Raw genomic sequence first — 19,428 nt, 5'->3', positions numbered from 1 at the left:
TTCCTTTTAGAAAACGCATTATTCAGCGCGGGGATCGAGCGCATCGCGCAGCCCGTCGCCCAGCAAATTAAAACCTTGTACCGTCATAAAAATCGCCAGTCCGGGGAAAATCGACATCCACGGCGACTGTTCGAGGAAGCTGCGCGCAGTATTGAGCATCGCACCCCACGAGGCGTCCGGCGGTTGCTGCCCCAGCCCGAGAAACGACAGGCTGGCTTCGGTAATAATGGCCGATGCCACCGCCAGCGTGGCCTGCACCAGAATCGGTGACAGCACGTTGGGCAGCACATATTTCAGCAAAATCCAGCGGTCAGGCAGACCAATTGCCCGCGCGCCTTCAATGTATTCCTCATTGCGGATGCTCATGACCTGCGCACGGGTCAGACGGGCAAAAATTGGCATCGCAGAAAGCCCGATAGCAATCATCGCATTGCCCAGGCTTGGCCCGAGAAATGCGCCGAGCGCAATCGCCAGCACCAGAAACGGGCAGGACAGCAGCGCTTCGACTACGCGGGAAATAATCCCGTCCAGCCAGCCCTGCCAGTAACCGGCAATCAGGCCCAGCGGTACACCAATCACAATCGCGATAATCACCGACACGCAACCGGCCATCAGCGAAGTGCGCGCGCCCCAGAACAGACGCGATAAGATATCGCGCCCCAGCTCGTCGGTGCCCAGCCAGTGCAGGGCGGAAGGCGCTTTGCGCACCGCCATGAAATCGGCTTTGATCGGATCAAACGGCGATATCCACGGTGCCAGAAGTGCCAGCAAAGCGAAAGTCAGCACCAGCACCGCGCCGATGACCGCGCTCTTATTACGCAAAAACTTACGCAGGACGCGGTTCGGCTCGCGGGCGCTGAGTGAGGTGGTCACGGTAATAACGGAAACACTCATTTCAGGCTCTCCGCATACGTGGGTTAACCAGCACATACAGCACGTCGGCCAGCAGATTCATCAGCAGAAAACCGACCGCCACGACCATTACCACGCCCTGAACCACCGCGTAATCACGGTTAAAGACCGAATCAACAATCATCTTGCCGAAGCCGGGAATGGTGAAAACCTGCTCGCTGAGCACTGCGCCGCCCAGCAGTTCACCGAACAGCAACGTGGTCAGCGTGATGATTGGCACCAGCGCATTGCGCAGCGCATGTTTCATGATGACCTTTTTCGGCAACAGCCCTTTGGCGCGTGCCGTGCGGATGTAATCGGCCTTCAGCACCGCAATCATCGCTGCGCGGGTATGGCGCATCAGCGTGGCAGAAAGCCCTGTACCGAGCACCGCCGCAGGCAGCAGCATGGTTTTCAGGTTTTGCAGCGGATCTTCCGAGAACGGCACGTAGCCGGACGCCGGAAGCCAGTGCAGTTTGACCGAGAAGAACATAATCAGCAGAACCCCGAGCCAGAAATGGGGGATCGAAATCCCCGACAGCGCCAGAAAGTTGGTGCCGTTATCAATCCAGGTGCCCTTATTGACCGCCGCCAGCACACCCATCGTGATGCCGATAATCAGTGCGACAATCATCGCCAGCATCGACAGCTCCAGCGTCACCGGCAGTTTGCTGGCAATCAGCTGCAACACCGGTTCCTGCGTGCGCAGTGACGTACCAAAGTCACCGCGCAGCGCGTTACCCACCCAGTGGAAATACTGGCTGGGGATTGGATCGTTGAGATGATATTGCTCGCGCAACTGAGCAATCACCGCCGGGTCTCGTTCTTCGCCCGCCATCGCCGTGATCGGGTCGCCCGGCAGTAATTTCTGCATTGAGAAAACCATCAGCGTGACCAGAAACAGCGTCGGTATGGCTGATATCAGCCGTTTAACCACCAGTTCTAACATCAGAAATCCTCGGCAATTATTTGTTCAGCGCCAGGCCCTGCAACCGGATTAACCCGTCGGCGTATGGCACAAAACCGGTGACTTTCTTGCTGATACCGAAAATGCGCGGTTCGAAATAAAGATAGACCAGCGGATCGTCGATGTTTTCCTGCTCAACCACCTGTTTGTACAGCGCTTTACGCTGCGCCACATCGCTGGTCAGACGGGCTTCCTGCAACCACTGATCGACTTTCGGATTGCTGTATTTGCCGTCGTTGAGGCCGCCTTTGGTGCTCAGGAACGAGAAAATATTGCCGTCAGGATCCGGACGACCGGACCAGCCGGACATGCTCATCTGGAAAGCGCCGCTTTGCTGGCGGTCAAGCAGCGTGGCGTATTCAGTCATTTGCAGATTCAGGTTGATGCCCGCTTCGCTGACCATCGCCTGAAGCACCTGTGCGACCTGCTGGGACGTCGGGTTATTCGCCACCAGGAAATCAATGGTCAGCGGCGTTTTCACCCCTGCCTCGGCCAGTAATTTTTTGGCTTTTTCAATGTCACGTTTGGGCACCGGAATATCGGCGTGATATGGGCTGGCAGGCGAAAATGCCTGATTTGCCGGGGTGTATTGCCCCTGGAAAACCACCTGATTGAGGGCGTCGCGGTCAATCGCCAGCGACAGCGCCTGGCGTACGCGGGCATCCTTCGCCAGCGGCGTATTGGTATTGGTGGTGCCGTTGGCGATATTCAGGGTCAGGCCCATATAGCCCAGGCCGGTGGTGCTGGCGAGTTGCAGGTTGCTGTCGGCTTTGACCGTCGCCGTATCGCTGGCCGCGATCCCTTCGGTGATATCCAGATCCCCCGCGCGCAGGTTAGCGAGACGTACGGATGCATCCGGGATCGGCAGAAACACCACTTTATCGAAGTGATAGGCACCTTTGTTCCAGTAATTATCAAAACGTTTCAATACGATACGGTCCTGCTGCACACGGCTGACGAATTCATAAGGGCCGGAACACACCGGATGCGCGGCCACATTGCCTTTGGCCGTCGCCTCCGGTGCAAGAATGGTACCCGCACGGTCAGTCAGCTGCATCAGCAGGGCGGCATCGGCGGTTTTCAGGTGGAAAACCACGGTGTACGGCGCAGTCACTTCCACGGAATCCACCGAAGACAGCTCGCTTTTGCGCAGGGAACCCGGCAACGTCAGATAGCGCTCAATATTGAATTTCACCGCCGCCGCATCGAATTTTTCGCCATCATGGAACGTCACGCCTTCGCGCAGATTCATCGTCAGCGTTTTGCCGTCATCGCTGTATGCCCAGTCTTTCGCCAGACCCGGCACGATCTGCAGATGCTGATCGACATCCACCAGCCGTTCGCACATCGCGCTGAACACAAAACGCCCGTAATAGGTGCGTGCCGTGGCCGGATCCAGCATGTCCGGATCGCTGCCAAGGCCGATACGCAGGGTGCTTTCTGCATGCGCAAGGCCAGCGGAGGTCAGCAACAGTAACGCCGGAATGCAGGCGCTTAAGCGGGGTGAAAATTTCATGGTCGGGTTCCCAGTGTTGATGTTGACGTTGAGGATGAAAGCCGTGACTGGCTCGCCTGTTCAAACAGCGCACGCCGTAAGATAAAAGCGGCAGATGGCGGCGGAACCAGCACGGAAGTCCGGTCGTGCTGTAATTCACTCCAGCGGTGGCAGGCCACCATGCGGTTATTGCTGACGGTTTCCAGCGGCGGTTCGACCAGACGACATTCGTCGGTGGCGTACGCGCAGCGGGTATGAAACCGGCAGCCGGAAGGCATACTGGACGGATTGGGCATGTCCCCCTGAAGCAGCGGCACCGGGCGTTTTACGCCGGGCGTCAGCAGCGGGGCGGAGGCAATCAGCGCCTGCGTATACGGATGCAGCGGCTGATCAAAAATATCGTCCGTGCTGGCCAGTTCGACGATTTGCCCGAGGTACATTACCGCCACGCGGTCGCTCATGTGGCGGATCACCGCCAGACCGTGGGCGACGACAATCATCGTCAGGCCAAACTGCTGTTTCAGGTTTTCCAGCAGATTCACCACCTGCGCCTGAACTGAAACATCCAGTGCAGAAACCGGCTCATCGCCGAGCAGCAGTTTTGGTGATGAGGCCAGCGCGCGGGCGATACCAATGCGCTGGCGCTGTCCGCCAGAAAACTCATGGGGATAACGGTTGCTGAACGCGGCGGGCAGGCCGACGGTGGTCAGCAGTTCGCGCACCCGCGCCTGACGGTCGGCTTTGCCGCTGACAATGTTGTGCAGCCACAGCGGTTCGCCAACGATTTCTTCTACCGTCATACGCGGGTTAAGCGAGGCAAACGGGTCCTGAAAAATGATCTGCAAATCGCGGCGCAGGTTTTTCATCTGAGCGGCAGAAAACTGCCGCAGATTCTCGCCTTCATAAAAAACATCACCTTCGCTGGCGTTGAGTAACTGCAACAACAACCGGCCCAGCGTGGATTTCCCGGAACCGGATTCCCCCACAATTGCCAGCGTTTCGCCGTGCCAGACGCGCAGCGAAACGCGATCGACCGCCTGGACAATTTTCGGTTTGCCAAACAATGACGCGGGTCCTTTGAACACTTTACTCAACCCGGCGGCTTCCAGAATGGGGCGGGGTGCAAGGCTCATGCGCAGGCTCCTTTAGCGGTTAATGCGAAGAAATTTTCCAGCGGCGCGTAAAAACAGGCCACGCGGTGAGAGGGCTGAGGCAGTGCGCGCAACGGTGGCCTTTCCTGTTGGCAACGCGGTTCGGCAAACGGGCAGCGTGTTGAAAAACGGCAACCTTTTGGCATATCGCGTGGCAGCGGAACCGCACCGGGGATAGTAGAAAGCGCGCCCTGACGGGACGCCAGCGACGGCATCGACCCCATCAGCCCGATGGTGTAAGGGTGCTGAGGATTGTTAAAAATATCTTCAACCGCGCCCTGTTCCACGATTTGCCCGGCGTACATCACCGCCACGCTGTCAGCCACTTCGGCGACGACGCCAAGATCATGAGTGATCAGCAGCAGCGCGCTGCCGGTTTCTGCCTGAATACGGTTAAGCAGCGCGAGGATTTGCGCCTGAATGGTGACGTCCAGCGCGGTGGTCGGTTCATCGGCAATCAGCAGTTGCGGGCGGTTGATCAGCGCCATCGCAATCATCACGCGCTGACGCATCCCGCCGGAAAGCTGATGCGGATAGGCTTCCATGCGCAGTTCCGGTGCCGGGATCTGCACTTTTTTAAGGATTTCCAGCGCCTGAGCGCGTGCTTGTTTTTTGCCGAGCCCCTGATGGCGGATCACGGCTTCAGCCAGCTGTTCGCCCAGCCGCAGAGCCGGATTGAGAGACGTCATCGGTTCCTGAAAAATCATTGCCAGTTCCTGACCGCGCAAATTCGCGTACTGACGTTCAGAAAGCCCGAGAAGGGAGGTCTGATTAAGGCGGATATCGCCCTGTAAGACTTTCGCGCTGGCAGGCAGTAATCCCATCAGCGCCAGTGACGTTACGCTTTTTCCACACCCGGACTCACCCACCAGCGCCAGTGTTTTACCGGCCTCAAGTTGCAGGGAAATACCGTCCAGCACCGTGGCCGGAGAGCCGGAAAACTGCACCTGCAGGTTGTTGATATGTAAAAGCGGCGGGGCAGGTTCGGCCTGATCAGTCATCAGTAAAATCCTCATCATCATTCAGGGTGGAAAGAAACGCCTGTTGCAGCGCCAGCAGGTGCTCGCGCATGACTTTTGCCGCTTCTTTCGGCTGGCGTGCTGCAATGTGTTCTACGATGCGTTCGTGATGGTCGTCGTAACGGTTCAGACGTTCCTGATTTCGTGCGGCGTTGCGCACGGCCAGCCAGCTCGGATCGCGGCGGATAGCATCAACGGCATCAAATAAACCGAGTAACAAACGGTTGCCGGCTGCCTCGGCAATGGCGCGGTGGAAGGCGCTGTCCCACAGCTCGATCTGATCCGGATCGCCACGTGACATGGTTTTCACCTTGTCCAGCAAACGGCGCATCAGCCGGACCTGTTCCGGCGTCGCGCGCAGGGCGGCGTATTTCGCTAACCCCGGTTCTATCTGCAAACGCGCTTCCATCACTTCCTGCAAGTTGGACTGCCTGGGTAGCGCTTGCAGGATCAGCGGTTGAGCGGGGCCGTTTGGGCCAATAAACGTGCCTTTGCCTTGTTTGCGCCACACGCGACCTTCTTCTTCCAGCACGTCGAGCGCGCGGCGGACTTCACGGCGACCGACGTTAAACCTCTGCATCAGATCGCGCTCAGCGGGCAGCGGTTGCGTGTGATCGGGATGCTGCTGAATCAGTTGGCGCAACTGCTCCAGCGCTGAATTCGACGTTCCGCCAGCCGGAGGATAATTTTCAGATTCTGCGGTCATGCGGCACGCTTCCCTTATCAAATATGTCTGTTAGTGATGTTTTGCATTTTCCGAACCAATTTTGTAATGGTTCGGATGAGAATTTCGCATAGATGTGAATTTGTTTTAGATTTCAAATGGTTGAAACTTGAGCGTTTCTGACAAATAGTTTCAAACTAGAGCGTTAACTTATTGAAATATTGCAGGTATGCACAAGTGTAGTGCGTTGCAGGAATGTTACTGTGTTGTTGTGGTGCAGGAATTTTAGGGATGAGAGGTCGGTCAAAGAAATGAACAAGTTTGAATTGGTTCAGAAGGGGGAACTGCGCGCTATCGCTCGGCAAGTTTTCTGAAAGAGGCTGGCGGTATTTTTAAATTCAAAATCGGGAGGTGATTCCTGTTTCTTATTAGCGTCTCTTTGGTAAAAAATTTAAGGGCATTTTGTAGCCGTAAAAGTGAAAATTTCAAACAGGGAAATTTTTATCAGAACTATTGAGAGGTGGGTAAAGATAATCAAAAAATAACCATGAATAAAATATGGCTATAGGGCTAGAATCCGACTTAATTCAAATGGAGGGGGGTGATTCAAATGGCAATCCCGGCTTATTTATGGCTATACGACCAAAGTGGTGCATTAATCAATGGCGGCTCTCTGGTGATTGGAAGAGAAGGGGCCATTGAGGTACAAAGTTTCACACATGGTCTTTCGGTGCCATTTGATGGAAACACTGGCCGATTGACATCTACGCGTGTGCATCAATCGATGGGCATTGTGAAAGAGTTTGATAAATCGACCCCCTATATTTACCGAGGCGTTGCTACGAGTGAAAAGCTTCAGAAAGCTATTATTAAATGGTATCGGATAAACGATTCAGGGATGGAAGAAGAATTTTTGCACATCGTGATGGAAAGCGTACGGCTTCTCAATATCAACCCACATATGCATAACTTCAAAGATCCTAGCGGGCATGTCAGCGCACCCACGGAATCAATAGGGCTGGGTTACGAAAAGATCACCTGGCTTTATCTTGATGGGAATATCAGCTTTACAGATACATGGAACTCAAGAGTTTACGCATAACAGGGAGTGGCAGATATTGATTTCATGCAAGGTGGATTTCAACCAACTCTTTGACGGTGGCAAAATCGCAAAATTGTATTGCGCAGGCGTCGGGATATTTCCAGTATTCTCAGGGCTATTTCCACACACAAATAGAATTGGATGTGCCCGATATCAAAATGGTCCAATCCCAACAGGTAAATATTGGATTGTGGATCGACCTCGTGGCGGACTACGTTCCTGGTTGAAGGAACAGGAAAAGCATTATCGTACCGGTAATGATTATTCGTCGTGGTTTGCCTTATATCGCCAGGACGGGTTGATTGACGACTCCAGCTACATTGATGAAACGTTGCGAAATAGCTTTCGTTTACATCCTTTACGGCCAGACGGCACCGGTGTTTCTGACGGTTGTGTGACATTTTACAACCAAAACGACTTTGACATGCTTCGTTATGCTCTTATGCGTGCACATGTCACAGATATCCCGATTATTCATCAGAAAGCCTATGGGGAAATTGAAGTTTTAGGGGATATGAATGCGCCGTGTATTATGGTTTAAAATTGCAGTTCGGGTGGCGTTATTTATATTTATTGATTACTACATATTTTCCCCGTTCCCGCAGTGGCTAATCGATTTTGAGTTTACGCAATCTCTCGCTTTTGCTGATTTTTTCCATGAATTCATGAGACCCGATTACGGCTCCATGCCTTACCCGGATTTACAGGATGATATTTTTTGTTTGATGTTGTTTTTTACCGGGCTGATCCCAACAATTGCGATAATGATGGTTCTCGAAAAAATATTTACTATCTGGAGGTCTGCCAGATAAAACCAGTCTCTCATTGAATTTAGATGAGCCGTCGGCCACTTCCCGAAAGCTTGCTGAATGAGTGTTTCGAGACCGAAAGGCTTGAGCCGAGCGAAGCGAGACAACGTCACGAAGTGACGACCCGCAGGCCGGGTAACACCGAAATGAAGGCACCGCGCAGCGGCAAGTTTTCGTGGCAATAACTGAAGCACCTGAAAAATAGCCAGCGAGCGAAAGCGCATGTTGAAAAAGCGGGGAGGGATCCAAAGGAGGGAAAGTCCTTTCCTCCTTTGGTCGGTTTCGGCGCGGCGAGCTATGTGAACGCTGCTATTGAGAAACCGAAATTTTCTCGATCCAGCCCTCACGGCAAGTGAAAAACCCATCGCCAGAATTAACCGCTAAATGAAACGTTTATCTCCCGATTACTCCTACCCCGACGGGTGTTTAATACCTATCATCAGAGGGGTGAAAATCCCGTTAATCGTAACTCTGAGGGCTGAGGCCGCCCAAAGAAATACCCCTGGAACAGCGTACAACCTTCTTCCTTCAGACGCCGGAATTGCTCATCGGTTTCAACGCCTTCGGCGGTGGTCTGGATATCCAGACTGCGGCTCATGCCGGTGATCGCCCGGATGATTGCCAGCGCCTCGCGACTGTCCTGCATGTCATTAATGAATGACCGGTCGATTTTGATTTTATCGAACGGGAATGACCGCAAATAGCTGAGCGAAGAGTAACCGGTGCCGAAATCGTCCAGCGCTATGCGTACACCAAGGGCTTTCAGCTGGCGCAGCGTGCTGATGTTCCCGAGAGTGTTATCGAGCAGAACGGATTCTGTAATTTCCACTTCCAGACGAGATGGCTCAAGCCCTGATGCGGCCAGTGCTGACTCCACAACGGAAACCAGCCCGCTGTTTTTAAACTGGATCGGCGAAAGGTTCACGGCAACAGTCTGGTTGCCCTTCCAGGTGGTGGCTTCGCGGCAGGCTTCATGCAACGCAAAAGACCCCAGGCTGTGAATCAGCCCTGTCTCTTCCGCGATAGGGATAAAATCAACCGGCATGATCAGCCCGTTTTCCGGGTGATGCCAGCGCATCAGGGCCTCGTAACCAATCACTTCATCATGCCTTGCATCGGTGATCGGCTGGTAGTAAAGACGCAACTGATTGCAGGTGATGGCATCGCGTAAATCCATTTCCACCAGACGACGCTTACGTGCAGCCGCGTCCATCTCAATACGGAAATCTTCATAGCGGTTACGGCCATTGCGCTTGGCTTCATAAAGCGCCATGTCCGCGCAGCGTAACAACTGATCCGGCGTGTTTTCTGCGGAATCAGCCAGTGCAATACCGATACTCAGGCCGACGGAAAGCGAATGTCCGTCGATAATGACCGGCGGGCGTACGGATTCGATCAGGCGTTTGGAAATCTGATGCGCGGCAGCGATATCTTTCAGCCCCGGCAGCACCACGGCAAACTCATCCCCGCCAATGCGTGCGAGCGTATCGTCATCGCGCAGCGTCATGCGCAGACGTTTGGAGATCGCACGCAGCAGTTCGTCACCGATCTGATGCCCGAGTGCGTCATTGACGTTTTTGAAATTATCCAGATCCAGACATAAGGTGGCGGTATGGCTGTGGCTGTAACTGTCACGCTGCAACGCCTCGTTGAGACGCTGGCTGAACAGGATGCGGTTAGGCAGGCTGGTCAGGTTATCGTGGTGCGCCATATGGTGAATACGGGCGTGAGCGGCCTGCTGATCGGTTACGTCATCGGCGATCATCATCACATAACTGGTCTGCGGATCGTTCCCGCGGATAACCGAACTGGTGGTTTGCAATGTCCGGTCACCGATAGCCGTCAGCAGTTGCTGCTCGCTTCTGTGTACGCCTTCGGCGCGCAGGCATTCGTCCGACTGCTTATTAATGAACGTGCTGAGCCCGATACCCATACAATCCTGCGGGCGCTTGCCCAGCATTTTGTCGCGTGAAATCCCCAGCAGGCGCTCAGCCTGGCGGTTAACCAGCAAGATTTCACGTGAGACGGCATTCTCGACAATCACCGATGAAGGGATATTGGCTATGACAGTATTCAGGAATTGCGACAGGGAAGAGAGTTGCTCGCTGTTAGATTCGGCCAGTTCTTTCGCCTTCAGCAGCGCCTGTTCTGTTTCACGACGTTCAGTGACATCGCGGGTAATTTTGGCAAACCCGATGATTTTACCGGCTTCACGCAGGGCCTCAATAATGATGTGAGCCCAAAAGCGCGAGCCATCTTTGCGTTGCCGCCAGCCTTCGGATTCATATCGACCGGTTTTGCGCGCCGTTTCCAGCCCGCGCTGGGGCCATCCCTCTAACCTGTCTTCCTCGGTGTAAAAACAAGAAAAATGCTTACCGACAACTTCTTCCGGCGAATAGCCTTTCGCACGCTGCGCACCGGCATTCCAGTTCGCTACCGTGCCGTCGGGTTTGAGCATGTAAATGGCGTAGTCTTCTACGCGTTGAACCAGCAACCGATATAGTACATCAGAATCTTCGCTCATTTTTTTTGCCTGATAGCTGGCCGTCTCTGCACGGGGTCCATCCAAATCAGAGTCCGGCTAAATAGCGCGCCTGTTCCCGGCGCATTTTTGCTGTGGTGCGTGTGAAACGTTAGCATAAGATAATTCTTAGTTCGCCAAATTTTGCTTCTAACATGCTTAAAATTAAGCGTTTTCAGCAAAAAGATCGGACTTAAGTGAAATTGAGTTTTTGGTTTTTAGCTATCAGAAACGTTATCGGCAGGTTATGGTGTGAACTTTAATAAAATGGCACGAAATGTTTAATGGTTACAGATGGTTAAAGAATTCATAAAAAAGCCGCAACATGATGCGGCTTCTCGTTATTTTTATGCGTGATCCGGATGCATATCGTGCTTCACGGGCGGTTTCGGCTGCATTTTATGATGCACGGGAACCGGTTTTTCTTTGCGGTGCGGTGCCTCATGTTTGATGACCGGTTTATGCGTTTTGTGTACCGGATGTGGCTCTTTAACTGGCTCATGGTGAGGGTCTTCAGCACGAGCAGTCAGACTGGCGGTTAACAGCAGTGCGCAAAGCGTGATGATTCCTGACGTCTTCATTTTATTTCCTCTGTCCCGTAATAACGGTGGTTCTTGTTCACGCGCACTGTGCAGGGCAGAAATGGAAACGACAATCAGGAGAAGGCTTAATTCATTGTGTTTAACGGAAAATTTATACCTTGTTTACGCAAAGCTGATGGATATCCGGGACGTGACGTTATCTAACGTGTTGGCTTATCGTGCCGCGAGGAAAGCTGTTTCGTGGTGCGGCTGTTCTGGCGATAGGTTTTAGGCGTCACGCCGACAATCAGGCGAAATTTCAGGCAAAAATAGGCGCTGTCGGTAAATTCGCAGCGGTAGGCAATCTCAGTCACGGCCATGTCAGTTTGGGTGAGCAGATGGACAGCCCGGGCGATTTTCCGGCGCAGCAGATAATCTTTGAAATTCACATGCATGATGGCTTTAAAGCTGCGCGAAAAATGAAACACCGACAGGTCGCAGTGATGCGCGGCTTCTGAAAGCGAGAATATGTTTGTAGGCAAGGTTTCGAGGTGACCGACGAAACGGATGATCTTATCAAAGGTACTTTCCGCCCCTGAGGGCAGCACGGCAAAGACAGCCTGCGCAGCGTGCTGGTAGATCGTTGAAAAAAGCAGGTTCAGCAGGGGAGCGATACTTTCCTGCGGCACGCCACGGTGAACCTGCTCGGACAACCAGCTAAACAACATCTGCACCCGGCTGGCGTCGACATCAGATAACGGGATGACGCCGCTGTGGCTGGTAAAACGGCGAGCGCCAGGCACTTTGAGATGGTTGAGCAGGCTTGCGTCATACTGCAATAAAAAGCGCTCATGGCCGTCGCTGTAATTCAGTTCCATATCATGCAAGGTCAGCGGGGCAACCACTACCAGCGTGTTATCGCGCAGCGGAAATTTCTCATTGCCGAGGGTATACGCGCCGCTCGCCTGCCGGAACCACATAATTTCATATTGCAGATGCATGTGCGGGCGGATAAATACCCCATTCTCCGGCACGCCTTCACCGTCGCGTAACATAAAACCATCGCGTTCCAGATTATCGATTTTTTCGAAAAAGTGATCCTGATTCCACATAGCGAGCAATTTTCTTATACAGAGAAAGGGGATTTATACATTTTTAATCTGCCATTGCGCTTAATTTTATCGGTATGGCATCTGAGTTGTTGTGACTCAGGTTTTGTTACCCGTCAAAATATAAAAGCGTAATGGAGAAATAAATGACCAGAGAATTGAAAATAAAGCATATTTTCACCACACCCGATGAGGCATGGGGGACGGGCACCGAACTCCGGCCAGCCAGTTCAGAGGCGACCTTGGTTATAACAGATTTGTCATCGCGGGTTCATGAGGGTTTTGGTGGATGTTTTAATGAGCTGGGGTGGGACGCCCTCGGCACGCTGGATGACGCACAACGGGATACGATCCTGGCGGCGCTGTTTGACCCGCAGGGCGAGTGCTGTTTCACTCACGGGCGTGTTCCGATGGGAGCCAGCGACTATGCCCGGGCCTGGTACAGCTTTAACGAAACTGAAGGGGACTACGCCATGGAGCATTTCTCCATTGAGCGTGATAAAGGCTGTCTGCTTCCCTACATCACGCACGCACTACAGTACAACCCGGCGCTGACGTTATTCGCCTCTCCCTGGAGCCCGCCCGTCTGGATGAAAACACCACAACGCTATAACGGCGGAAAGCTCAAAGACGATGCCAAAACACTCTCAGCCTATGCGCTGTATTTTGAGAAATTTGTCACCGCTTACGCGCATGAGGGGGTCAAGATCCGGCAGGTGCACATTCAGAACGAAGTGGTAGCCGCGGCGGTTTATCCAACCTGTCTGTGGAGTGGTGAACAACTCCAGATATTTATACGCGATTACCTCGGGCCGCGCTTTCATCAGCATCATGTGCCAGCCGAAATCTGGCTGGGCACCATTAACGCACCGAATTTCAAGAAAGAAGTCGGGCAGGACTATGATGATTACGCCGGTTTTGTGTTGTCAGATGCCGAAACATACCATTACGTTGCGGGTGTCGGTTATCAGTGGGCTGGCAAAAATGCGATTGCACGCAATGTGGATTGCTACCCTGAGCTGCGCTATATGCAAACCGAAAATGAGTGCGGAACTGGCGATAACAGCTGGGAGCATGCGCACTACGTTTTTGAGTTGCTGCGCCATTATCTGACAGCCGGTGCTGACAGCTATGTGTACTGGAATATGGTGCTGGCGCAGGGCGGCGAAAGTACCTGGGGCTGGAAGCAAAACAGTATGATTTCCATTGATACAGAAAATAAAACGGTGACTTATAACCCTGAATATTACGTCATGCGCCATTTTTCTCATTTTATTAAACCGGGCGCAAAACGGGTGAATGTGACGGGACGCCACAGCGCTAACGCGGTCTGCTACCGCAATCCACAGAATGAGACGGTAATCGTGGTCAATAATCCGCGTCAGACAGAACGCGAACTGGTCTTTGCACTGGCAGGTCGTCATTACATGGTCGGGTTAAAACCACAGTCAGTGAATACGTTTATTATTTCAGAATAAATAAATTCCCTCTGCCGGAACTATCATCCGGCAGCCAATGCCTGCTCTTTTATTGAGGTTCGTATGACTACGCAAAAATTGTCAATTCCTGGCAAGGTGGGGTATGGCCTGGGTGACGGTGCCAGTAATATTATCTGGCAAACGATTATGTTATTCATGGCCTATTTTTACACAGATGTGTACGGGCTGGATGCATTTCATATGGGAACCATGTTTCTATTTGTCAGGGTGTTTGATGCGTTGTTTGATATATTTATTGGCTCACTGGCAGATCGCACCCGCCATCGTCTCGGTCAGTTCAGGCCTTATTTATTATTGTTCGCGTTGCCTTTTGGAATTTGTGGCGCATTAACGTTTTATACGCCCGCAATCGGTGATACCGGGAAAATTATTTATGCCTGGGTTTCGTATACCGCGTTGTCAATGTTATACACGCTGGTTAACGTACCCTATTGCGCGATGATCAATAATCTCTCGGGCGATCCGGTGGAACGGGTATCCATGCAATCCTATCGTTTCGCCTGCGCCGCGCTGGGCGGGGTGGTTGTTTCGTCGGTTGCGATGCCGCTCACGCATATTTTGGGCGGTGACAATCTGCAACGGGGCTATTTTTACGCCATGATCATTATGGGGTCCATCAGCACTGTTCTGTTTCTGATGTGTTTCTTTATGACGCGCGAAACCCGGATTCCGCCGGTGGATATGCAAGCCAGTTCGATGAAAAGTGTCATGAGTGATCTGGGTGTTCTGGCGAAAGATAAAAACTGGCTGAGCCTGTTTACATTAAATGTGGTCAATCTGGTCGCGGGGATATTAAAAACCGGCGGGGCTATTTATTTTGTGAATTATTATATTAACCGCCCTGATCTCGTGAGTGTCATATTAACCATAATTCTGGGGGCGAAATTTATTGGCTCGCTGCTTACCCCGGTAGTCTATAAAAAACTGGATCGCGTTTTTGCTTATAAACTGGCGATGTGTATACAGGCTATCATTATGATCGGCTTATTTTTCGTCGGGGCGCAGCATGTCTGGGTAATTTGCCTGCTGATTGGCGTGATCCATCTGATTAACTCCAGCGCAACGCCGTTACAGTGGAGTATGCTCAGCGATATTATCGACGACCTTGAAAAACGTATGGGCCGCAGCCTCAGCGGGCTGGTGTTTTCCACCAACTTATTTGCCATCAAAGTGGGTATTGCCATTGGCGGCGCGACCATCGGCTGGATGCTGACCTGGGGCGGATACGTCGGGAAAGCCCCGCATCAGGCCGACGATGCCGTGCTGGTTATTCGCCTGATATTTACGGTGATCCCGGCGCTGCTGATCCTCAGCCTGATTTTTATTCTGCGAAATTACTCATTGCACGATAAGCCTCCGGCGCTGCATGCGGAGCCGGTCAGCGCTGTAAAAGCCTGAAAAAGGCGAAGTCCGTAAACCCGCAGCGTATAAAGGGGCGGGTTTACGAGGCGCTCATTTTTTGACAGAAAACGGCCCGTCAGCCACGGAATCCCGAAAAATAAGCACGGAGGAGAACTTATTCTGCTCAGACAAATAGCCGCCATCGAGCATTGAAATCATCTGGCTGATGACTTCGCTTATCATATCGCTCACCGGATCTCTCACGCTTGACAGCGCCGGAATAAGAAACGGTGCGGTCGGAATATTATCAAACCCGATCACCGAAACTTGTGCCGGGACTGCCATTCCGGCGTCGTTTAACCTTTTCATCGCGCCAATCGCCATTTCGTCATTGCTGGCGATGATAGCGCTGAAAGAGTCACCCGCCGCCAGCAAAGTCTCTGTGGCCGCCGCGCCGCTGGAGGCAGACCATTTCCCCTGAACAATCAGCGAATCCCGTACCGGTAAACCCGCTGCGGTGAGGGCCTCTTTATAACCGGAAAGGCGTTCAATCGCAGTCGGGGAATCCATTGAGCCGGTAATAAATGCAATATTGCGATGACCGCGTTCAATCAGCGCCTGCGTAGCCTGAAAACCAGAACCTTTGTGGTCACAATAAATACAGTGGCTCTGATGTTTGCGTAATTTACGGTTAACCACCATGACCGGTTTTTTATATTTATCGATAATTTCATCCATTTCATCGACCGATAAAAAACGCGGGTAAATAATAATGCCGTCGCAGCGTAAATCGTGCAGAAATTGAATGGCTTCCCGTTCTTCTTCAGCGCTGTGCTTGCCATCCACCAGAATAAGCTGACGGCCATTCGCATCAAGCTTTTTGGCCGCCTGGGAAATTAACTCACTGAAGTAATTGCCGTTGTACAACGTGTTTGTGACAACCAGACCGATACACATTGATTTGCTGGTCGCCAGATTTCTTGCCAGTAAATTAGGGCGGTATCCGGCCTCTTCAATGGCTTTAAACACCTGATCTTTAGTTTCCTGGCTTACATAGCCTTTACCGGAAAGCACACGGGAAACGGTGGCTTTTGATACGCCCGCTTTATTTGCCACTTCCTGCATTGTCGACATCAGGCACACCTGAAAGAGAAAAATGATTTGTCATTCTACACATTCCACGCGTTTTGCGACGTTTTTGGCGCAGAGGAGGTCAGGCGGGAGATCACCATCACAAAAATGAAACAGCGTTATCATTTTTTGTTGAAGTCAGGAGAGGAACTGAACATTCTCATGTGAAACCGGTTACCTACTGTTTCGGAAAAGAACCCCGGCGTTTCATAAAAAAGGTTTTCCGGAAAGAAGATTATTCATAACCCTATGAATCTGAGAGAGTTATCGCTCATGGCTAAGAATTTTGCAGCAATATCACAATCGATTGTCACGGCAATCGGCGGTGCAGGGAATGTGGCAGCGGTTACGCACTGTATGACGCGGCTGCGCTTTGTGCTCAATGACGAATCTGCCGTGGATGCGGCGACGCTAAAATCCATCACCGGCGTGATGGGCGTAGTGCGCAATGAAAAACAGTGCCAGGTGATCATCGGCAATAACGTGTCACAGGCTTACGCCGAAGTGCTGAAACTGTTGCCGGAGGGGTTTTCTGCGGCCAGTGATGCGCCTGTCAGAAACAAGATTACGTTCAGACGGATTGGCGCAGGGATCCTGGATGCACTGATCGGCACCATGTCACCGCTGATCCCGGCGATTATCGGCGGTTCGATGGTGAAACTGCTGGCGATGATTCTGGATATGACCGGCGTGTTTGAAAAGGGCGCGTCGACGCTGGTGATCCTCAATACCATCGGCGACGGTGCGTTCTTCTTCCTGCCGGTGATGGTGGCTGCGTCGGCGGCGGTGAAATTCAAAACCAACATGTCGCTGGCGATTGCGATTGCCGGGATCCTGGTACATCCGGCGTTTATCGACCTGATGGCAAAAGCCGCGCAGGGGCAGAAAGTCGAATTCATCGGCATTTCCGTCACGGCGGTGAAATACACCTACACAGTGATCCCCGCGCTGTGCATGACGTGGCTGCTGTCTTACATCGAAAAATGGGTAGACCGCATTACGCCGGTCGTCACCAAAAACTTCCTGAAACCGATGCTGATTATGCTGATTGCCGCCCCGATCGCCATCGTGCTGATCGGGCCGCTGGGCATCTGGATTGGTACCGGTATTTCGGCGGTGGTGTACACCGTTCACAGCTATCTCGGCTGGCTGTCGGTGGCGATTATGGGCGCGGCCTGGCCGCTGCTGGTGATGACCGGCATGCACCGCGTGTTCACGCCAACCATTATTCAGACCATTGCGGAAACCGGAAAAGAAGGCATGGTCATGCCGTCAGAAATCGGCGCAAACCTGTCGCTGGGCGGTTCATCGCTGGCGGTGGCGTGGCGGACGAAAAACCCGGAACTGCGTCAGACCGCGCTGGCGGCGGCGGCTTCTGCGATTGTGGCCGGGATTTCAGAACCTGCGCTTTACGGCGTGGCGCTGCGGCTTAAACGTCCGCTCATCGCCTGCTTAATCAGCGGTTTTATCTGCGGCGGCATTGCCGGTTTAGGCGGCCTCGCCAGCCATTCGATGGCGTCGCCGGGGCTGTTTACCAGCGTCCAGTTCTTCGACCCGTCCAATCCGATGACCCTTGTCTGGGTGGCGGGCGTCATGATCCTCGCGGTGGTGCTCTCGTTTGTCATCACCCTGTTACTCGGATTTGAAGATATTCCCGTGGAAACCGTGACGCCGAAAGAAAGCAAAGCGGCAGAGACCACCACGCCTGCGCCGTTGCCGGTGGCACCCAACGCAGCGCGTTCACATTAAAGGAGAAGTAATTCATGACAGCATCTTTATTTCCTGACGGCTTTTTATGGGGCGGCGCGATTGCCGCCAACCAGGCCGAAGGTGCCAGTTTTGAAGGCGGGAAAGGCCTGACGACGGTAGACATGATCCCGCACGGTGCACACCGTCTGGCGGTAAAAACCGGTCAGGAAAAGCGCTTCCGTCTGGACTCGACAGAGTTTTACCCGAGCCATCAGGCGATTGATTTCTATCATCGCTATAAAGAAGACATCGCGCTGATGGCCGAAATGGGGTTCAGCGTATTCCGCACCTCAATCGCCTGGAGCCGTCTGTACCCCAACGGCGATGAGTTAACGCCAAATGCGGAAGGCATCGCGTTCTACCGCGACGTTTTTGCCGAGTGCAAAAAATACGGCATCGAACCGCTGGTCACGCTGTGCCATTTTGATGTGCCGATGCATCTGGTGATTGAGTACGGTTCGTGGCGTAACCGCAAAATGGTCGAGTTTTTCGCCCGTTATGCGCGCACCTGTTTTGAAGCGTTCGACGGGCTGGTGAAATACTGGCTGACGTTTAACGAGATCAATATCCTGCTGCACAGCCCGTTCTCAGGGGCGGGTTTAGTGTTCGAAGAGGGCGAAAATCAGGAGCAGGTTAAATATCAGGCCGCGCACCATGAGCTGATTGCCAGCGCACTGGCGACGAAAATCGCTCATGAAGTGAACCCGGAAAATCAGGTCGGCTGCATGCTGGCGGGCGGGAATTTCTATCCGCGCACCTGCAAGCCGGAAGATGTCTGGGCGGCGCTGCAAAAAGACCGTGAAAACCTGTTCTTTATCGATGTTCAGGCGCGCGGCGCTTACCCGTCTTACACCCGCCGCGTGTTCGCTGAAAAAGGCATCGTTATCGATAAGCAGCCGGGCGACGTCGATATCCTCAAAAACACCGTCGATTTTGTCTCCTTCAGTTATTACGCCTCGCGCTGTGCGTCCGCTGACATGAACGACAACAACAGCAGCGCCGCAAACATCGTAAAATCACTGAAAAACCCGCACATTGAGGCCAGCGAATGGGGATGGGGCATTGACCCGCTCGGGTTGCGCATCACCATGAATATGATGTACGACCGTTACCAGAAACCGTTATTCCTGGTGGAAAACGGCCTCGGCGCAAAAGATGAAATCAACGCGCAGGGCGAAATCATCGATGACTACCGCATCAGCTATTTGCGCGAACACATCAATGCGATGGGGGAGGCCATCGCCGACGGCATTCCGGTCATCGGCTACACCTCGTGGGGCTGCATCGATCTGGTTTCCGCCTCCACCGGCGAAATGAGCAAACGCTACGGCTTCGTCTACGTCGACCGCGACGACAGCGGCAACGGCACGCTGGCAAGAACCCGTAAGAAATCGTTTTACTGGTACAAGAAAGTGATTGCGAGCAACGGGGCGGATTTGGGGTAAATCAAAAACTGTGC

At 52.9% G+C, this 19,428-nt stretch carries 17 protein-coding genes; 7 read left to right on the top strand and 10 right to left on the bottom strand.

Annotated elements, in window-relative coordinates:
• Window positions 1-18 precede the first annotated feature (18 nt).
• From CWS43_RS09270 to CWS43_RS09245, 6 genes are read right to left on the bottom strand one after another with little or no spacing between them, the layout of a single operon-like run.
• Window positions 19-894 carry an ABC transporter permease gene (locus CWS43_RS09270; RefSeq protein ID WP_101076655.1) on the bottom strand — a complete coding sequence of 292 codons (876 nt, stop codon included), beginning with the start codon at window positions 892-894 and terminating at the stop codon, window positions 19-21.
• 1 nt (window position 895) lies between these two features.
• Window positions 896-1,840, bottom strand: a complete 945-nt coding sequence (locus CWS43_RS09265) for an ABC transporter permease (RefSeq protein ID WP_101076654.1) — start codon at window positions 1,838-1,840, stop codon at window positions 896-898.
• 16 nt (window positions 1,841-1,856) lie between these two features.
• Window positions 1,857-3,374, bottom strand: coding sequence for an ABC transporter substrate-binding protein (locus CWS43_RS09260; protein WP_101076653.1), 1,518 nt, complete (start codon window positions 3,372-3,374; stop codon window positions 1,857-1,859).
• Window positions 3,371-4,486, bottom strand: coding sequence for an ABC transporter ATP-binding protein (locus CWS43_RS09255; protein ID WP_101076652.1), 1,116 nt, complete (start codon window positions 4,484-4,486; stop codon window positions 3,371-3,373). The genes CWS43_RS09260 and CWS43_RS09255 overlap by 4 nt, the downstream gene beginning before the upstream one ends.
• Window positions 4,483-5,505, bottom strand: a complete 1,023-nt coding sequence (locus CWS43_RS09250; protein ID WP_101076651.1) for an ABC transporter ATP-binding protein — start codon at window positions 5,503-5,505, stop codon at window positions 4,483-4,485. The genes CWS43_RS09255 and CWS43_RS09250 overlap by 4 nt, the downstream gene beginning before the upstream one ends.
• Window positions 5,498-6,229 carry a FadR/GntR family transcriptional regulator gene (locus CWS43_RS09245; protein ID WP_101076650.1) on the bottom strand — a complete coding sequence of 244 codons (732 nt, stop codon included), beginning with the start codon at window positions 6,227-6,229 and terminating at the stop codon, window positions 5,498-5,500. Before CWS43_RS09245 ends, CWS43_RS09250 begins: the two co-directional genes overlap by 8 nt.
• Before the next feature lie 568 nt (window positions 6,230-6,797).
• Between CWS43_RS09245 and tssD the strand changes: the two genes are divergently transcribed.
• Genes tssD through CWS43_RS09230 form a run of 3 tightly spaced genes read left to right on the top strand, consistent with a single transcriptional unit; the run spans window position 6,798 to window position 8,101 of the window.
• A complete protein-coding gene (gene tssD / locus CWS43_RS09240) occupies window positions 6,798-7,289 on the top strand; it encodes a type VI secretion system tube protein TssD (RefSeq protein WP_101076649.1) in 492 nt (163 codons plus the stop codon).
• Complete coding sequence (locus tag CWS43_RS09235) at window positions 7,240-7,830, top strand: DUF2778 domain-containing protein (protein ID WP_232776823.1); 591 nt, start codon at window positions 7,240-7,242, stop codon at window positions 7,828-7,830. Before tssD ends, CWS43_RS09235 begins: the two co-directional genes overlap by 50 nt.
• A complete protein-coding gene (locus tag CWS43_RS09230; protein ID WP_101076647.1) occupies window positions 7,808-8,101 on the top strand; it encodes a hypothetical protein in 294 nt (97 codons plus the stop codon). Before CWS43_RS09235 ends, CWS43_RS09230 begins: the two co-directional genes overlap by 23 nt.
• A 436-nt stretch (window positions 8,102-8,537) precedes the next feature.
• Here CWS43_RS09230 and CWS43_RS09225 read toward each other — a convergent pair whose 3' ends face one another.
• The 3 genes from CWS43_RS09225 to CWS43_RS09215 form a co-directional block, all read right to left on the bottom strand.
• On the bottom strand, window positions 8,538-10,622 hold the full coding sequence (locus CWS43_RS09225; RefSeq protein WP_101076646.1) for an EAL domain-containing protein: 2,085 nt from the start codon (window positions 10,620-10,622) through the stop codon (window positions 8,538-8,540).
• Window positions 10,623-10,966: 344 nt separating this feature from the next.
• On the bottom strand, window positions 10,967-11,200 hold the full coding sequence (locus tag CWS43_RS09220) for a hypothetical protein (RefSeq protein WP_101076645.1): 234 nt from the start codon (window positions 11,198-11,200) through the stop codon (window positions 10,967-10,969).
• Between the two features lie 161 nt (window positions 11,201-11,361).
• Window positions 11,362-12,252: an AraC family transcriptional regulator gene (locus CWS43_RS09215; protein WP_101076644.1), complete on the bottom strand. Its 891-nt coding sequence runs from the start codon at window positions 12,250-12,252 to the stop codon at window positions 11,362-11,364.
• Between the two features lie 143 nt (window positions 12,253-12,395).
• Between CWS43_RS09215 and CWS43_RS09210 the strand changes: the two genes are divergently transcribed.
• Window positions 12,396-13,727, top strand: a complete 1,332-nt coding sequence (locus tag CWS43_RS09210) for a glycoside hydrolase family 30 beta sandwich domain-containing protein (protein WP_101076643.1) — start codon at window positions 12,396-12,398, stop codon at window positions 13,725-13,727.
• 63 nt (window positions 13,728-13,790) lie between these two features.
• Window positions 13,791-15,146 carry a glycoside-pentoside-hexuronide (GPH):cation symporter gene (locus CWS43_RS09205; protein WP_101076642.1) on the top strand — a complete coding sequence of 452 codons (1,356 nt, stop codon included), beginning with the start codon at window positions 13,791-13,793 and terminating at the stop codon, window positions 15,144-15,146.
• A 54-nt stretch (window positions 15,147-15,200) separates the two neighbouring features.
• Here CWS43_RS09205 and CWS43_RS09200 read toward each other — a convergent pair whose 3' ends face one another.
• Window positions 15,201-16,223, bottom strand: a complete 1,023-nt coding sequence (locus CWS43_RS09200) for a LacI family DNA-binding transcriptional regulator (RefSeq protein WP_101076641.1) — start codon at window positions 16,221-16,223, stop codon at window positions 15,201-15,203.
• A 270-nt stretch (window positions 16,224-16,493) separates the two neighbouring features.
• On the opposite strand from CWS43_RS09200, the gene ascF reads away from it, so the two are divergent.
• Both ascF and CWS43_RS09190 read left to right on the top strand, forming a co-directional pair.
• Window positions 16,494-17,969 (top strand): PTS cellobiose/arbutin/salicin transporter subunit IIBC, encoded by a 1,476-nt coding sequence (gene ascF, locus CWS43_RS09195; RefSeq protein WP_101076640.1) that lies wholly within the window; start codon window positions 16,494-16,496, stop codon window positions 17,967-17,969.
• A gap of 14 nt (window positions 17,970-17,983) precedes the next feature.
• Window positions 17,984-19,414 carry a 6-phospho-beta-glucosidase gene (locus tag CWS43_RS09190; RefSeq protein WP_101076639.1) on the top strand — a complete coding sequence of 477 codons (1,431 nt, stop codon included), beginning with the start codon at window positions 17,984-17,986 and terminating at the stop codon, window positions 19,412-19,414.
• The last annotated feature ends 14 nt before the right edge of the window (window positions 19,415-19,428 follow it).

Source organism: Rahnella sp. AA, assembly GCF_002834385.1.
Classification (GTDB): Bacteria; Pseudomonadota; Gammaproteobacteria; order Enterobacterales; family Enterobacteriaceae; genus Rahnella.
This window is presented reverse-complemented; position numbering and strand designations above follow the sequence as displayed.

Coding starts and splice junctions, on each gene's coding strand:
- CWS43_RS09190 (WP_101076639.1), top strand. CDS start 17,984: ATGACAGCATCTTTATTTCCTGACGGCTTTTTATGGGGCGGCGCGATT.
- CWS43_RS09235 (WP_232776823.1), top strand. CDS start 7,240: ATGGGAATATCAGCTTTACAGATACATGGAACTCAAGAGTTTACGCAT.
- CWS43_RS09250 (WP_101076651.1), bottom strand. CDS start 5,505: ATGACTGATCAGGCCGAACCTGCCCCGCCGCTTTTACATATCAACAAC.
- CWS43_RS09230 (WP_101076647.1), top strand. CDS start 7,808: ATGCGCCGTGTATTATGGTTTAAAATTGCAGTTCGGGTGGCGTTATTT.
- CWS43_RS09255 (WP_101076652.1), bottom strand. CDS start 4,486: ATGAGCCTTGCACCCCGCCCCATTCTGGAAGCCGCCGGGTTGAGTAAA.
- CWS43_RS09200 (WP_101076641.1), bottom strand. CDS start 16,223: ATGTCGACAATGCAGGAAGTGGCAAATAAAGCGGGCGTATCAAAAGCC.
- CWS43_RS09245 (WP_101076650.1), bottom strand. CDS start 6,229: ATGACCGCAGAATCTGAAAATTATCCTCCGGCTGGCGGAACGTCGAAT.
- CWS43_RS09220 (WP_101076645.1), bottom strand. CDS start 11,200: ATGAAGACGTCAGGAATCATCACGCTTTGCGCACTGCTGTTAACCGCC.
- CWS43_RS09215 (WP_101076644.1), bottom strand. CDS start 12,252: ATGTGGAATCAGGATCACTTTTTCGAAAAAATCGATAATCTGGAACGC.
- ascF (WP_101076640.1), top strand. CDS start 16,494: ATGGCTAAGAATTTTGCAGCAATATCACAATCGATTGTCACGGCAATC.
- CWS43_RS09205 (WP_101076642.1), top strand. CDS start 13,791: ATGACTACGCAAAAATTGTCAATTCCTGGCAAGGTGGGGTATGGCCTG.
- CWS43_RS09260 (WP_101076653.1), bottom strand. CDS start 3,374: ATGAAATTTTCACCCCGCTTAAGCGCCTGCATTCCGGCGTTACTGTTG.
- CWS43_RS09225 (WP_101076646.1), bottom strand. CDS start 10,622: ATGAGCGAAGATTCTGATGTACTATATCGGTTGCTGGTTCAACGCGTA.
- CWS43_RS09270 (WP_101076655.1), bottom strand. CDS start 894: ATGAGTGTTTCCGTTATTACCGTGACCACCTCACTCAGCGCCCGCGAG.
- tssD (WP_101076649.1), top strand. CDS start 6,798: ATGGCAATCCCGGCTTATTTATGGCTATACGACCAAAGTGGTGCATTA.
- CWS43_RS09210 (WP_101076643.1), top strand. CDS start 12,396: ATGACCAGAGAATTGAAAATAAAGCATATTTTCACCACACCCGATGAG.
- CWS43_RS09265 (WP_101076654.1), bottom strand. CDS start 1,840: ATGTTAGAACTGGTGGTTAAACGGCTGATATCAGCCATACCGACGCTG.